The organism is Arthrobacter sp. TMP15 (assembly GCF_039529835.1).
Taxonomy (GTDB): domain Bacteria; phylum Actinomycetota; class Actinomycetes; order Actinomycetales; family Micrococcaceae; genus Specibacter.
In genome coordinates this window covers 840,128-854,691 of record NZ_CP154262.1, presented here as the reverse complement: position 1 = coordinate 854,691, position 14,564 = coordinate 840,128, and the positions used below count along the sequence as shown (strand labels likewise).

The 14,564-nt window shown below is 57.0% G+C and carries 9 protein-coding genes; 3 read left to right on the top strand and 6 right to left on the bottom strand.

From position 1 onward, the window contains the following. Nucleotides 1–60: 60 nt before the first annotated feature. Together AAFM46_RS03800 and AAFM46_RS03795 are read right to left on the bottom strand one after the other, a co-directional pair. Nucleotides 61–5,583: a DUF3320 domain-containing protein gene (locus AAFM46_RS03800; protein ID WP_343319660.1), complete on the bottom strand. Its 5,523-nt coding sequence runs from the start codon at nucleotides 5,581–5,583 to the stop codon at nucleotides 61–63. Nucleotides 5,584–5,828: 245 nt separating this feature from the next. Continuing rightward, nucleotides 5,829–7,385 carry an acetyl-CoA hydrolase/transferase family protein gene (locus AAFM46_RS03795; RefSeq protein ID WP_343319659.1) on the bottom strand — a complete coding sequence of 519 codons (1,557 nt, stop codon included), beginning with the start codon at nucleotides 7,383–7,385 and terminating at the stop codon, nucleotides 5,829–5,831. A 95-nt stretch (nucleotides 7,386–7,480) separates the two neighbouring features. Between AAFM46_RS03795 and AAFM46_RS03790 the strand changes: the two genes are divergently transcribed. The 3 genes from AAFM46_RS03790 to AAFM46_RS03780 all read left to right on the top strand — a co-directional run bounded on the left by AAFM46_RS03790 (nucleotide 7,481) and on the right by AAFM46_RS03780 (nucleotide 8,880). Further along, entirely contained in the window at nucleotides 7,481–7,954 is a 474-nt protein-coding gene (locus tag AAFM46_RS03790) for a hypothetical protein (protein ID WP_343319658.1), read from the top strand. Nucleotides 7,955–8,074: 120 nt separating this feature from the next. Then, a complete protein-coding gene (locus AAFM46_RS03785; RefSeq protein ID WP_283530656.1) occupies nucleotides 8,075–8,440 on the top strand; it encodes a hypothetical protein in 366 nt (121 codons plus the stop codon). Nucleotides 8,441–8,478: 38 nt separating this feature from the next. After that, nucleotides 8,479–8,880, top strand: a complete 402-nt coding sequence (locus AAFM46_RS03780) for a hypothetical protein (RefSeq protein ID WP_343319657.1) — start codon at nucleotides 8,479–8,481, stop codon at nucleotides 8,878–8,880. Between the two features lie 68 nt (nucleotides 8,881–8,948). On the opposite strand, the gene AAFM46_RS03775 is transcribed toward AAFM46_RS03780, so the two are convergent. The 4 genes from AAFM46_RS03775 to AAFM46_RS03760 form a co-directional block, all read right to left on the bottom strand. Next, entirely contained in the window at nucleotides 8,949–9,857 is a 909-nt protein-coding gene (locus tag AAFM46_RS03775; RefSeq protein WP_343319656.1) for a site-specific DNA-methyltransferase, read from the bottom strand. A 371-nt stretch (nucleotides 9,858–10,228) separates the two neighbouring features. Next, complete coding sequence (locus tag AAFM46_RS03770; protein ID WP_343319655.1) at nucleotides 10,229–10,384, bottom strand: hypothetical protein; 156 nt, start codon at nucleotides 10,382–10,384, stop codon at nucleotides 10,229–10,231. 117 nt (nucleotides 10,385–10,501) lie between these two features. After that, the gene (locus tag AAFM46_RS03765; protein ID WP_283530665.1) at nucleotides 10,502–11,209 is read right to left on the bottom strand and encodes a glycosidase; all 708 of its coding nucleotides are present in this window, start codon (nucleotides 11,207–11,209) and stop codon (nucleotides 10,502–10,504) included. A gap of 136 nt (nucleotides 11,210–11,345) precedes the next feature. Further along, nucleotides 11,346–14,501 (bottom strand): DUF3427 domain-containing protein, encoded by a 3,156-nt coding sequence (locus AAFM46_RS03760; protein WP_343319653.1) that lies wholly within the window; start codon nucleotides 14,499–14,501, stop codon nucleotides 11,346–11,348. Between the last annotated feature and the right edge of the window lie 63 nt (nucleotides 14,502–14,564).

The window sequence follows — 14,564 nt, the reverse complement described above, 5'->3', positions numbered from 1 at the left end:
GATGATGACACCCCGGAGGGATGAACTGGCGTCATTATCTCCAATCTCAACCGCCGAGGCTCAACCACCGAGCCGGTAAATCCCATCCCGGTCCTTTGTACATACGCCATTGCGCTGACAGCGGTAAAGGGATTTACTCACGGCTGCCTGAATCTCCGGTCCGCTGCGCGCCCACGAAAAAATCGATCGCAATGCTGTGAGAATTTGCTCCCCGGAGAGGCCCACGGCGTCGCGCAGCACTAAACGAACGGCCTCGTCAAGCTCCTCGGGTGGGATCGCTCCGGCCTTCCGATTCACCCCGGAGGCGCCAGGATGCCGAACACGCACAGCCCCGGGTGGCCCCAAACGGATGAAATCGTCGTTGTCTAAGCGAGCCCTCTCATCCGCAATGATGGATTGTGCCACCGCTTCGAGCAGGTTCTCCTTGATTCGGGATCCCACTCGTCCCATCCCCCAGGTCTCACGCAGCCGTGCTTGGAGCGTATCCAGATGCAGGGGCGCTTCGGCGGCAATCACTTTTTGGCAGAATTCTACGAGCTCCGGCAGTGCCTCAGGTGATCCTGCGGCCACATCATGGCTGGTTCGCAAGTGCCGTGCCTGTTGGTAAGCAATACTCCAACTGGGTGCGGCTAGGAGATCCACGGCCTCAAAATCAAGTCCAGGTTCCTCGCTGTCAGCCAGTTGCTGACCGCCTTTCACAGGCGACCCCATCAGAGCCTCCTCGAGTGCTTGTTGAAGTCTGCCCGCTTGGCCAACCGGATCCCGGTACCAACCCAGGCCCCACACCCGGAACATATTCCAGCCCAAATTTTGCAACACCGAGCCACGCAAACGATCGCGGTCCCTGGCCGTTTTCGCAGAACTGTACGCCACGCCGTCGCACTCCACACCTAACAAAAAGGTGCCGGGCTTGTGTGGGTGTTTGACGCCAATATCTACCCGGTATTTAGCGGAACCAACCCGGGAGAGCGTTTCATAACCCAGCGCTTCAATGCTCTTTCGGACCTGGCCCTCCAACAGAAAGTCACCTTCGCTATGACTGGGGGCTATCCTGTGGGCCAGGGCAGCGGTGCCGCGGGCGGCGAAATCCAGATAGTTGCGCAGATGAAAATTACCCTCAGAGTTGCCCTCACGCATCTGAGAGGCGTGAAAGGAACTGACAATTTCCACGCGTCGACGGGCCCTAGTGATGGCTACATTCAGGCGACGCTGCCCACCTTTACGAGTAAGCGGGCCAAAGTTCATGGCCAAGTGCCCGCTAGCATCTGGTCCGTAGCCAACGCTGAAAATGATGATATCCCGCTCATCGCCCTGCACCGATTCAAGGTTCTTTACAAAGAAACCATGCAACCGGTCGCGGTCATCCAGCAGCCCGGTGAGCGCAGGTTCGTCAACGGTGCGCCGGTCAATGGCATCAAAAATGGCGTCAGCTTGGGCGGTCGAAAACGTGACCACGCCCAGCGATAAACCAGAATTGTTGCGGCGGTGCTCAATGATCCGGTCAACCACCCGCTCGGCCTCAATAGGGTTCATTGCCCCCTTGCCGCGCTGGTAAACACCGTTCACGAACTCGTGATGGACCCCCAAATCAAGTGAGTTTTGCACGGCGCCCGGGAAAGTATTCAACTTGCCGTCATAAAAACCATAATTTGAATAGGTGATCAGATCTTCGTGCAGGCTACGGTAGTGCCACGTCAGTGGCAACGAGGTGATGGCGCCGGATGCCTTACACAGATCCAGCACACTATCGAAGTTGTCAGGGGCCAGCTCGTCATCACTTTCTTCGGCTGTGGTGGTGAAGAAAGCGGTGGGTGGAAGCTGCTTCTGATCCCCGGCAATAATGAGCTGATTACCGCGGTAAATACAGTTTACAGCGTCCGCCGGCATGACCTGGGACGCCTCATCAAAAATGACAACATCAAAACGCATACTGCCCGGCAGGTACTGCGAAACAGACAACGGGCTCATCATGAAGCAAGGTTTCAGCGCCTGCGCCACATCACCGGTCTGCTCCAGAAGTGTTCGGATGGGTTTGTGCCGAGACTTTTTCTCAGCTTCACGGACAATGATGGCCGCCGCACCAAAGCTTGATCGCGGACGCCGGGCCGTGCACGCCTCAACCACGGAACTATAAGCATATTTGATCAGTTTCGCATCAAGGGCGGAGAACTCTTCCACTCTGGCGTTCCGGTTGCCCGGGCGGTACTCCGCCAGCCGGGTATCTCCCGAGATAATGGCCTCTGCCCAGGGTTCAAGCGCACCTCGTTCAAATGCGCCTGGAATATCTGCCGCTGGCGCTGCCGCTTTTTCCAACCCCGCCGCGGTCTCCCCCAAACCGTGTGCAGCGGCCCACTGGCGAATCCGCTTGTACTCAAACCACACGTCGATATCCGTGGCAGCCTCGGCGTCCATCTCCGCGGCCAGCCCAACTGTGCCAGCCACGTCGCGGCCCAGCTCTTCAGTCAACCCGTGCACGCGATCATCCTCAAACCATCTGGCCAGTTCCGCCAGACCGTTATCCCAGCGGGCTGTGCATGCTTGCAGGGAAAGTTCGACGCCGGAAAACTCACCCAGGATTTCCAAGGCTGCCCCGTCAAGGGGAGCGTTGAGATTGCTGCGGGCAACCCGACACCAGACCAAGTCCTGCTCCAGAAGCGGCCACGGCGTTGCTAACCCAGCGAAATGGTGGCCCAAAAGCTCGGAGTCGGCGGCAGCAACGGCGTCGTTCGCGGCATCTATTTCAACCAGCCTGGCAATCCGGGACAGGTTCTCCGCGGCTTGTCTGAGCATCAACTTTTTTGCACCCATGGCATTTAGGCGAGCCAGCGCAGGCTCTGCCGTAGTGAGCTGGTCGGCAAAACCGACGCTAACCTGCAACAGCTCGTTCAGCGGAGCTTCGGCAGCCCACAGCTGAAAGTCCGAATCCAATGTTTCGCCCATCAGCTTCTTGAGTTTGTCCGCGCCAGCAGTGAGCTTGTTGGCGATGGGCATGAGCAGCCGGTCAGGTTCAGTGTTGGTAGAAAGCTGCGCGGCCAGGCCCTGCAATCCAACGTCCTTCCCCGCCACCACGGCTGCCTGCTGCGCTAATTCCAGGGCTTGATGCACGCGGCTAAAATCGGTTTGCAGCCCTTGGTAGTAGCTCTTTAGTCGCGGTCCATATATACGCTCAGCGGCGTACAGTTCGCGCTGCGCGTCCTGCCACGCAATAGCGATGGGTAACGCCGCAATGACAGCCCTATTGACCCCACCTGAGACTGTGACCGGGCGAAGAGTGGTGCGATCCGCGCGGGCTTGTTGGGACCAGCGACTAAAGAACCCTGTGTGCTCATTCTCAAAGCGCCAGTGCAGTGCTTTTAGATCCAGACCGAGCACCTGCGGGGTGAAAATGTTCTGCAGTTGTGCCTGCTTTTCGCGCACAGCACCAACAGCGTTGGCCAGTACTTTGGTGCTTTCTTCCAGATCTCCATGGACGGCCGGGTCAAGCCAGTCCGCCTCGGGGCGGTGGCCCGCTTGACTCAACTGCGCCAAGGAGCAGAGCACCGAGAGGGTGCGAAGGCTGAGGGTGGAACTGTCCGCCTGGAACAGATCTGCCAGCCTGTGCGCCTCCGGCAGCAGCTGCTGAATCTCCGCATTGATCGCATTGATCTTTGCCCCCAACCCGGAGGCGGCTTCAACCGTGGCGTTCTGCAAGCCGGCGTGTACTGGAATGGCGCCTGCATAGGCGGCAAACGCTTCTATACTGGACAGAATTTTATGGTCTTCGGGAGTCCACTTCGTGAACTCGCTGCCAAGAACCCTTAGAAGCTCCCCTCTGAGTGCCAAGCTTTTGCGCCATTGATTGACCCGCTGTTCCACCTGGGCAAAAGGTCCTGTGAGCCACGCATCAGGGATAGTGGGCCGGTGTGCTAGAAGCCGCACCACAGTGTTGCGCTGTTCCACGCCAGTACGGCTGCGGGGTAGGTCCAGAAACGGCAGCTTGCCATCAAAACGCAATGATTCTTCTGCCAGCTGTTGCGAAAGTTCGGATAGGTGCCCGGCAGCGCGTGCACAATCCCGAATACTCCCAGCGTCCAGCTGCTCACCAGCCAGCCCTCTCCAGATAAAATCTTCCTGTTCTAGCGCTGGACGCCAAGCACGCGCAAGCGCCCCACCTTGGTGCTTTATTTCAGCGAGAAGTTCAGGGGTCAGCGCCGTGAAATAAGTGCTATCACCCACCGGGTAATCGGCCAGGGCCGCTGCTCCCCCTGCCTCGTCCCCCAGGCCGCCAAGTTGTAATAGCCGGCCCAGCACATTGTGGAAGCTGCGTCCCAGTGGGTGGCGGGTCTCATTCATGGCAGCCGCATATTCGCTGAGTCCTAGACGGGAGCTCTCCAGTAGCGAGAGGTCAGCCTGATCCAGGTTGCTGCGCCCTATAGGTTTTTGTGTCAGTTCCTTATTAAGGGTTGTGACTACTTGTTTCCGTGTGGCTTTGTGGCTGTGGAGTTCCAGCAGAAAGGGCTCAAGATTTCGTGAGGCGAGCCTGTCGCGCACCACATCCAGCGCTGCCGCTTTTTCGCTAACAAATAGCACCGTTTTCCCCACGGCCATCAGCTCCGCGATGATGTTCGCAATCGTTTGACTCTTGCCTGTGCCGGGAGGTCCGTCCATGACAAAGCTGCGGCCTTCTCGGGCAGCAATGATGCACTTGCGCTGGCTGGCATCTGCATCCAGAATGCTGTGCAGGGTTTCCGGTGGCACCAGTTCATCCAGCTGTTCACCGTCCGCCAGTTCAAAGGCAAAGTTTGCCCCCTCCCCGGAGCTGGGGCCCAACGCCAGGGCCTGGATTAACCCGCTGGCCAAAATCTGTTCCTCATTCTGGATCAGGTCCTGATACATGGCCTCCTTGTGGAAGGTGAAGGTCATCAAGATACTGCGCGGGTCCACGGACCAGCCGGGCTCACCAGCAATGACCTGTTTAACCCCGTCGATGACCTCGCCCACGGTGAAATCCGAGTCTTCGAAGGAGGGCATGTCTATGTTGAAATCGCGGGCCATCGCTAACGCCAGCGAGGAGTTCAGCACTGCTTCATCACCTGTGCGCCGCATCGTGTACCTGCTGCCGGATTTCTCCAACCGCACGGGAACCAGTTTCAGCGGGCTGCAAACCTGTTTTTGGTCCGCAGGATCAATCCAATTCAGCATCCCCAGGCCAATGTAGAGGATCCACACACCACGGTCTGCGAATTCTTGCTCCGAGCGTTGCAGCAAACGTTTGCAGGTGCTGAGGATCTGGGCTTCGTTCTTGTCCTGAACAGTTGCCACGTGCCATTTCCTGCCAGTCAACAGGCCCAGCACTGAAGCATTTGCGCTATCTTCGACATCAGGTTCGTTGGAGACCAGGTTAACGGGGCCACTCTCCAGCCAGGCTTCAAGCTCGGCCATCTTGGGCAGCAAAAATTCAAAGGAGCCTACTTTGGGATGCTGGAAATACAGGAGTTTTTGCCGCCGATCCAGCGCCAACAAGTCCTCACGCCACACCTGCATTTGGCTCTGCAGTTTGACCAGCTGCGCCCCCTCGGGCATGTTCTCCACCGCAAGAACCACTGTGCTTCCCCTTTATACCCTGTCAATACACTAGCCCGCTGCAGCGCAGCAGCCTCGAGACCTGCTGTTGTCCCCATTCTGCCATTTCGCCCATCGGCTCCGGTGTTCATCAGCTAAACCTGTGTGGGTGTCAGCGACTCGGCGCCAAGGGGTGAATCTATGACTCGGGGGTAGTTATTACGTTTCGCACCCCGCAGACATGGTGCTTAAAGTAATAACTACCCCCGGGTCCAACAACGATCCATCTAGAGACGCATATCCCCTGTCTCGATGTAGCGCTGGTGCCACGAGAGCGCCTCGCCCATCAAATGTGGGGTGTGTTTTCCGTAGGAAGAGACGGAGGCGCGGGCAAAGTAGTCCTCGAGCATCGGCTTGTAGTCAGGGTGCGCACATTTTTCGGTGATGACGCGGGCCCGCTGTTTGGGTGAGAGCCCGCGGAGATCTGCCAAGCCCTGTTCGGTGATGATGACCATGGTGTCGTGTTCCGTGTGATCAACGTGGCTGGCCATCGGAACAATCCCGGAAATCTTCCCGGCCTTGGCCACCGACGGTGACATGAAGGCTCCGAGGAAACCGTTGCGCGCAAAGTCGCCGGAGCCACCAATGCCGTTCATGACATACGATCCCACCACATGTGTGGAATTCACATTGCCGTAAATATCCGCTTCGATCATGCCGTTCAGGGCTACGCAGCCAAGGCGACGGATCAGCTCTGGATGGTTGGAAATTTCCTGGGTACGCAGCACAATCCGCTCACGGTAGAAGTCCACGTGGCGGTTGAACTCCTCAATGCCGGCCTCGGATAAGGAGAAGGAGGTTGCCGAGGCAAATTCGATGGTGCCGTCCTTGATCAGTCCAAGCATGCCGTCCTGAATCACTTCGGTGTAAGCCTTCAGCCCTCGATACCCTCCGCGAGATAGACCCGCGAGCACCGCGTTGGCGATGTTGCCCACGCCTGACTGCAGCGGCAGGAGCTTGTCAGTCATGCGACCCGTTTTCACTTCACCGTCAAGGAAGTCCAGAAGGTGATCGGCGATTCTATTCGAGGTGGCATCCGGCTCCGCGAAAGCAGAGAGACGGTCTGGTGCGTTGGTTTCCACCACAGCGATGACCTTATTTACATCCAAGTTCAGGTATGGCTGGCCGATCCGGTCTTCTGGCTCCGTCAGCATGATGGGCTTGCGATGCGGCGGCAGCGCGGTGCCGTAGTAGATGTCGTGCATGCCTTCCATGGCCTCAGACTGCTGGGTATTGACCTCAAGGATGACGGCATCTGCCATGTCCAGCCACGTCTTGTTATTGCCCACCGATGAGGAGGGAATCAGGCTGCCATCCTCACGAATCCCCACAACCTCAATGATGGCGATATTAATGCCACCGTAGAAACCAAACCAGGTGTGCTGGGCAACGTGGCTTAGATGGATGTCCATATAGTCGAGTTCACCGTCGTTGATCCGCTTGCGCAGCGCCGGGTCTGACATATATGGAAGACGCAGTTCCATGCCGCCAACCTTGGCTAACACGCCGTCGAGCTCGGGAGCTGTGGAAGCACCGGTGAGCACCTTGATCTTGAATGATCCGCCCTGGGAGTGCACTTCTTCCATCTGCACGGCCAATGCCTGTGGAACGGCTTTCGGGTAACCGGCCCCCGTAAAGCCACTCATGGCCACCGTCATTCCGGGCTTAATAAGCGCAGCAGCCGCCTCGGCCGACATACGCTTTTCCAACAATCCGGCGTGGCGGATACGATCGTGCACAACGGCCCACTTCCAAGAAAATTCCAGACATCCATCCAATGTCATCCAGACCACTATAGACGGTGGCTCGATGCAGCCAGACGCCACATCGAATACGCCATTCATTGGACTAAGTGCCGCGTTGAAGCCCATACTTGAGCATGCCCAAAGACAAAAAACCTCATTTTTTTGCTCAACGGGGCTGGATTTCCCACGATGCAAACACCAGCCGGCCTTCCCCCACACAGGAAGGGCAAGAAGCGCAGGATACCCCGCAAGCAGATGCCCCGGAAGCACTGAATAGCTCACCTGCCAGGCGAAAACCCAAAATGGGTCTGGGCGTTGGGCTGGCAATGGGAGCCTGGTTTCTGGGAACTGTGCCCATCTTGGCGCTCAGTGCGTACATCCAGCTAGTTGACCAATGCACCTCATCTCCGGCGGACCTTTGTACCTCCGCTTCCGAGCGCAACAATATTCCCGTTGCCATCCTCATCATCGCGTGCATGGTGCTGGGACCACTGTTCCTAGGAATTGCGGCGGCTACTAAGGAGTCCTGGGCATGGCTGGTCACTGTTGTCCTGGCATTGCCTGTGATCTTTGGCGGACTCTTCGTAATTTCATCCATGCTTGGATAGAAGTGCCTGAACGGGCGCCCCAGTAGCCATGTTGCACTGACACCGCAAATTCCCCGGCAACGCAATGGCACTGTGCTTAACCAACTGAAAATCCCCAGCTAATGCTGATAGAAATAGAGCATGACTGAGAGTTCTAGCCACCCCGCACCCCACGGCGAGCACCTGGCTCCGCAGCGTTCCCAGCTGGCCGGCACGGTGGTGTCCCTGATCGGCTGGGTAGTAGTGGTTCTGCCGATTGTCATGATGTCCGTGCTGATTTTTGCAACTGTCATGGACCCCTCCAGCGGCATGACAGCGCCGGGAAATATAGCACTGATTTTCCTTGGCGCAGTCCTGCTTTTCTGCATGATCGCAGCGCCGCACTTACTTGGGCAGGCAGTGATTTATCGCGAACGGGCCATGTGGCGCGCGGCCCTGGTAACAGGCCTCCCCACCGTATGCGTCATTTTGTACCTGGCGTTCCGTTGGGTGAGCAACCTCGGCTGACGTGAGAACCGTTCAGCAACGCATGCCAGAATAGAGCAATGCCCCGACCCCACAGTGAGATTCCGTCCCAGCGCTTGGCCGTCGGCCGTGCGCAGCCGTCCGCAACTCCCGCTAAGCCGTACCGTTCCAACTGGTGGAGCGTGGCCATCATTGTGATTGGCTGGACAGCGCTGGCCTACCCCATTATGTTGCTGGGGCTGCTTTCCTTCATTTTCATGACGGGCACCTATGACGGCTCCGTCACGGTGGGCAGTGTGGCATTTGGCATTCTTGGTGTGCTTCTTACCTTGTCCATGCTGGCTTTCCCGGTGCTGTTGGGCATGGCGGTTAAAGTGCGACGCCGGCGACTCTGGATCTCAGCGATCGTCACCGGAGTGCTGACTGTAGCCGCGTTCCTCTACCTCACCTCGCAGTGGATCATTCCCCTGGCCGGAGCCTGACCAACGCTCAGTCCCAGGGAATTACCACGCGGCCATAAGGGTGATCGACTGTACTGCTTCCCAAAGCATTATTTTTCGGCGACGTGCTCAATGAAAGTGACTTTCGCCGGGTCCAAACGGGTACGCATAACTTCGATGGCTTCTGAATTCTGATCAACCATGACGAACCGGCGGTCCAGTTCCAGTGCGGCTGCACCGGTGGTGCCACTGCCTCCAAAGAAATCTAGAATCCAGTCGCCCTTCTCGGTGCTGGCTTGGATGATCCGGCGCAGGATGCCCAACGGTTTTTGAGTGGGGTAGCCTGTCTTTTCACGACCGCTGGGTGAGACGATGGTGTGCCACCACGTGTCGGTGGGCAGCTTGCCGAGCGCAACCTTTTCGGGGGTGACCAAACCCGGTGCCATATACGGTTCACGATCCACCTCAGCGCTGTTAAAGTAGTACGTTTTGGGGTTTTTGACGTACACAAGAATGTTGTCGTGTTTAGCGGGCCATTTCTTTTTGGAGCGTGCACCGTAGTCATAAGCCCAGATGATCTCGTTGAGGAAGCATTCGCGGCCGAAGAGCGCATCGAGCAGGACTTTCGCGTAGTGAACTTCGCGGTAGTCGAGGTGCAAATACAGAGTTCCATCGTCTTTGAGCAGACGCCACGCTTCTTCGAGCCGAGGTTCTAGGAATTCCCAGTAGTCGCCGAAGGAGTCGTTGTAGCTGAGGGTTAAGCCCTTGATGGTGTCATAGCTGCGACCTTGGAAGCCAACGCGTGATCCGTTTTCACTGCGGATATTTGTCATATTCTGACGTGCTTGGACCTTGCCTGTGTTAAACGGCGGGTCAATGTAGATCAGCCGGAAGCTCTCATCCGGCAACGTCCCCAAGAAGCTGAGGTTGTCCCCCTCGGCCACCAAATTCGCCCCTGTCGCCTGCCAGATTGCCGCCGAGGCAGGGCTGATCGAGGAATCGTTTGCATCCGTTGTCATGGACCAAGGTTAGCCCGCTGCATGGGCCTGCTGAAACCGGGCTCACTTCCGCCGCTGTGGGCCTTAATGCTGAGCGTATTCTTCCTGCGTCACCAATAGTTGTGAAGTGTGGGTTAGCCGGTGGACACTGAGCAATCCGTGTCCAAGACCTGTGCAAAACCGGCGGCCTGCAAGAGCGGCTTGATGGCCCCTAAGACGGTCTTCCAGCCGCCGGCAAGGCTCGGCAGTAAATCCTGAGAGCGCAACCTAGTTATGGTGAGAAAGCACCTACCGTCATTGTGTTTGCTCAGCCGGGTTCCACGATTATCTACTGGCAGCCATGGCTCACCGAGAAATTTCGTGGCCAGAGTGTCACTGATGTCTGTGGAGAGCTACTGGTATTGCGGCCCAGCCTCGGCTGCGGTGAGTAAGTGGGCTGTGCTACAGGCGGTGTTGATCAGCACGGCGGAATTCAGCACGACGGAGATCAGCACGGCGGAGATCAGCTCGGCGGAGAGGCGTACCGGCGGGCGGATCACTTTGAACATACTTCAACTCTAGTGAGCAGGCAGCGAAGGCATGATTGGGTGTTTTGAGAAGGCCAGGTCGGCCAATACGGCATCATCGGTTCCACAGAAACACGCGACACTCCTGTCCCCGGACGGTTAGGCTCTCAGCACGTCCTTGGTGGCGTGGTCGTAGCGGAAGGTTACAGTTCCACCGTTGTGAGAGAACTCGTGATTGGCGCCGTTATTGATACCGAACGCACCGTAGTTTTCATCCCAGGACCCGTTCACCACGGCCTTGTAACTGTACTGGCCCGCAGGCAGCTCGGCGGTGAGGAGCCATACGCCGTGCCGGGGATCCAAATTCATCTGAACAGCGTCGTGGCTCGGATCCCAATTTTTTGCTCCCAGCCCTTCCCCAAACGTCCCGGCCAAGGCCACTGACGCGGGCTGGTTTTCTAGTCCTCGGCCGGATACTGCCTGTTTTGGGGCCACCTTGGCAGCCGGTTTTTCCGGCAAGGCCGTTCCGGCCGGGATCAAGGTGTCATTGTTCAGGGCATCGGTGAGCTTCTCAACCGTGTCAAAAGCCACGGTTGCGCGAAGCCCGTTCTCTGTAATTTCCCAGCCTCCACGTCCTTTAGACATCCAGCCAGCCTTGACCAGACCAGCGGTGGCCTTGGTGAGGTTCTTGTGTCCGCGGGGAATACCACCGCTGAGAAGCTCTGACTCTTCCTTGGTGAACGGGATTCGAGCCACTGCTTCAGCTAAGACCACTCCCCCATTGGGTTTCTCATCCAGCCAGGAACCGGCTGCCATGATCTCCAGAACTTCTTTGAGTCGACGGTTGGTGTTGTCGCGAACGGCCATGGTGATCCTCAAGTAGACGCGGGTATCATTCCACTCTGGCAGGTAGCAAAGTTACGCGACAGTACATGACGGTAAATTCCAGATGATATTTCCGCTGGTAGCACTCCTCGGCTCAGTTGCCTCCTGTGACCATTTCTCATTGAGCCACGGCGGCCGCATCCGCAAACACATCTGCTGGCATGGGCCGTTGCAGCTTCCACGTGATGGCGATGGGCTTCTCGCCCTTGTGCTGGAGGTAGTCAACCTGGCCAAGACATGTGTACGGCATGGTTAGTGCGGTCTCATCTTCCGCGGTTTCCCTTGTAAATAGCAAGATCTGGGTTCGGTGAGATTTTCGGTCCAAATAGCGTCGTCCAGTGGGACTAGAAACAGATGTCGCGTTCTGCGATTCCCAGTGAAATAACTCAGGACTTGTCGCATAATCCTTGTACATGGTCGTCGCCGAATGATTGGCTTCATCCTTATTCAAGGTCACGAAGAACGCGTCCGTCTTCGTTTCCGGGCACCATGCAACGCCTTCCCGGTGACTAACATTCTTGCCCTTGGCGAGAGAGCCAAACTGCAATGCAGCAAGGATTTCCTCCCGCCTGTAGGTGGCATGCGACAGCAAAGGAATACCTGCCAGCTCCATACCTAGACTCTTTCCGCTCCTTTTCGAGGCGCTGGCACTCAAAGCAACAAGCTGCTGAATCTCGTGACACACATACGGGTATTGGCGCAGGTAATTAAGGCCCGCATCATAAGAAGTAAAGCCTCCAGCATCGACCCACAAGGTATAGAAAAGCATCCGAGCGAAGACTTGTTCACGAGGCGCCAAGTCGTCATAGGATGGCGCCTCACCCGATACCAACATTGAATACGCGTCCGCACGTTCCTGGTCATCAACATGAATCAGCGCTGCCATGCGGGACAGCAGCTTATTCTCAGCCGTGTACGACAATTCCGTAAGTTTTTCCGCAACTAGGTTTTCTGCGGGTGAGAATCCCTGAATTAGCTCAGCTTGCCGCAAGAATCCTGTCCAGGAATCTTTCGTAGAGCGGTAAATCGTCTTGACGTTGTGATCCGACTTCGCCAAGTATCGGGCAAGGAGCACTTCAGCATGGGACTTTATATCCTTGACCAGGCCTGGCCTGTTTAACTTCAGCTGGGTTTTCAGGCTGGCCAAAATAACGTCCTTGGCTACCCGATCAAGCATGATCTGGGAGCCCGACGGTAGAAACGGGAAATCATCAACAACGGCTTTCGTCAGCTGTTTCTTTCCGTAGCCCGTCAGTGCCCGGTACCGGACATCGAAACGGAACTCGCGGTGCTGTTGCCCGATGAAGTCCAAGACAGTAAGTACTGCCTTGCCCGAAGCCCTCCGCAGTCCCCGCCCGAGTTGTTGGATGAAGATCGTGGAACTCTGCGTGGGTCTAAGCAGCAGAATTGTATCCACCTGTGGCAGGTCCAAGCCTTCATTGAACAGGTCGACCGCAAAAATGCAGTTGATCTCCCGCCTGCTCAGCCTGTCCAGCGCAAGGGCACGTTCGCCGTCGTCTGTCTGCCCCGACACGGCAACCGAGGCTATCCCGGCCTTGTTGAACACGTCAGCCATGTAGACGGCGTGCTGCACGGAGACGCAGAATCCAATGGCGCGCATGTCCGAGGTACTTGTAACTTTGTCACGAAGTTCTTTGATGACCTTTGCGGCGCGTGCGTCGTTGCCGGTGTAGAGCTGGCTCAGTTGCTGGAGGTCATAGGAGCCGCGCTTCCACTCCAGATTGCTCAGGTCAACGTCATCCGAGACCCCAAAATAGTGGAACGGCACCAGCAGGTCGGCGTCCAGCGCGTCCCACAGTCGCAGCTCGCTGGCCGTGCGTCCTTCAAAGAACACATCCGCGACATGGATGCCGTCACCGCGCTCGGGTGTTGCCGTGAGCCCCAGCAGTTCCATGGGTTCAAGATGGTCAATGAGCTTTCGGTAGGTGGGGGCTGCTGAATGGTGAAACTCGTCGATCACGACCACATCAAAACGATCTGCCGGCAATGCGTTGATGCCCTTGGCTGAAAGTGACTGGACGCTGGCGAAGACGTGCTTCCAGAGCTTGGGTTTGTGCTCCCCAACGTAGAGTTCCCCGAAGGTACCGTCCTGCATCACGTTTCGGTAGGTCGTCATTGACTGTTGCAGGATTTCCTTACGGTGGGCCACGAAAAGTAGGGAGAGTTCACGTCCTGCGGCCTCGCACAGTTGTTTGTAGTCGAGGGCGGCAATGACAGTTTTTCCTGTGCCTGTTGCCGCGACGAGCAGGTTCCGGTGAAAACCCTTTGCACGTTCTGCCTGGAGGTCTTCAAGCATCTCTTCCTGATGGAGAAATGGTTGGATTTCCAGGCCGGTAAGAGTATCTGGGGCAGCCGTGAACCTGCCGCCGTTACGCGCGAGGGCTGCATCGAGCTTGTCGGCATCTTGCTCCGGATCATAGCGCTGGAAAGCCCGTTGCTCCCAATAGCTGTCAAATGTAATCGCGAACTTTTGAAGCAGGGCGGGCGTTCCAACGTTGGAGAGCCGTACGTTCCATTCAAGCCCATCTACCATGGCTGCCTGACTCAGGTTGGAGCTGCCAACGTAGGCGGTGTCGAACCCCGTGTTGCGACGGAACAACCAGGCCTTTGCATGAAGGCGGGTGGACTGTGTCTCATAGCTGATCTTGACCTCTGCCCCATATTCGTTGATGAGATGGTCGATGGCCCGTCGCTCAGTGGCACCCATGTATGTGGTGGTGATGACCCGCAGTTTTCCGCCACGCTCCTTCAGGCCTCGGAGAGCTGAGTCCAAGAGTCGGATACCGGTCCAGCGGATGAATGCACAGAGCAGGTCAACGGAATCTGCCGACTCAATCTCAGTCCTGATCTCTGCAGCGAGGTTGGGATCATCCTTGCCGTTGGTCAGCAGCGCACTATCGCTCAGAAGCGTTGTTGGTCGGCGCAACTGGCGGCGTTTCAACGCGTCAGGGTAATGCAGCGACTGAAGCTGCTGGGGACCTGTTGTGATCCGATTGGATGGATCGATGCTGCTCAGAATGGTGTTTGTCTTAGCGACACGGTCCTCGGCCTTGATCCCGCTCAGTACCTTTTGAACGGCATCTGCAACGTGACGGGCAAGGATGTCCGGTGAGATGTTGTTGTCGACATGGATTAGCTCCTGCTGCAGCTCCGGTACCAACTGAAGCCGGCTTCCCAAGTCATCAGTGTGCAGCAGCTCATAAAGCCCTTCGACCAGCAATTCTGCCGGTTCTCCCCCATCAAATGTGTTCACCAGGCCAGGTTATGCGTTGGGTGGGACATAAACGAAAATGACGCAAGCCATAGCCATTTAGTT

Bases quoted from the DNA above. Each gene is read 5' to 3' on its own strand.
- AAFM46_RS03770 (WP_343319655.1), bottom strand. From the start codon at position 10,384: ATGTTCAAAGTGATCCGCCCGCCGGTACGCCTCTCCGCCGAGCTGATC.
- AAFM46_RS03795 (WP_343319659.1), bottom strand. From the start codon at position 7,385: ATGACATTGGATGGATGTCTGGAATTTTCTTGGAAGTGGGCCGTTGTG.
- AAFM46_RS03785 (WP_283530656.1), top strand. From the start codon at position 8,075: ATGACTGAGAGTTCTAGCCACCCCGCACCCCACGGCGAGCACCTGGCT.
- AAFM46_RS03780 (WP_343319657.1), top strand. From the start codon at position 8,479: ATGCCCCGACCCCACAGTGAGATTCCGTCCCAGCGCTTGGCCGTCGGC.
- AAFM46_RS03790 (WP_343319658.1), top strand. From the start codon at position 7,481: ATGCCCAAAGACAAAAAACCTCATTTTTTTGCTCAACGGGGCTGGATT.
- AAFM46_RS03775 (WP_343319656.1), bottom strand. From the start codon at position 9,857: ATGACAACGGATGCAAACGATTCCTCGATCAGCCCTGCCTCGGCGGCA.
- AAFM46_RS03765 (WP_283530665.1), bottom strand. From the start codon at position 11,209: ATGGCCGTTCGCGACAACACCAACCGTCGACTCAAAGAAGTTCTGGAG.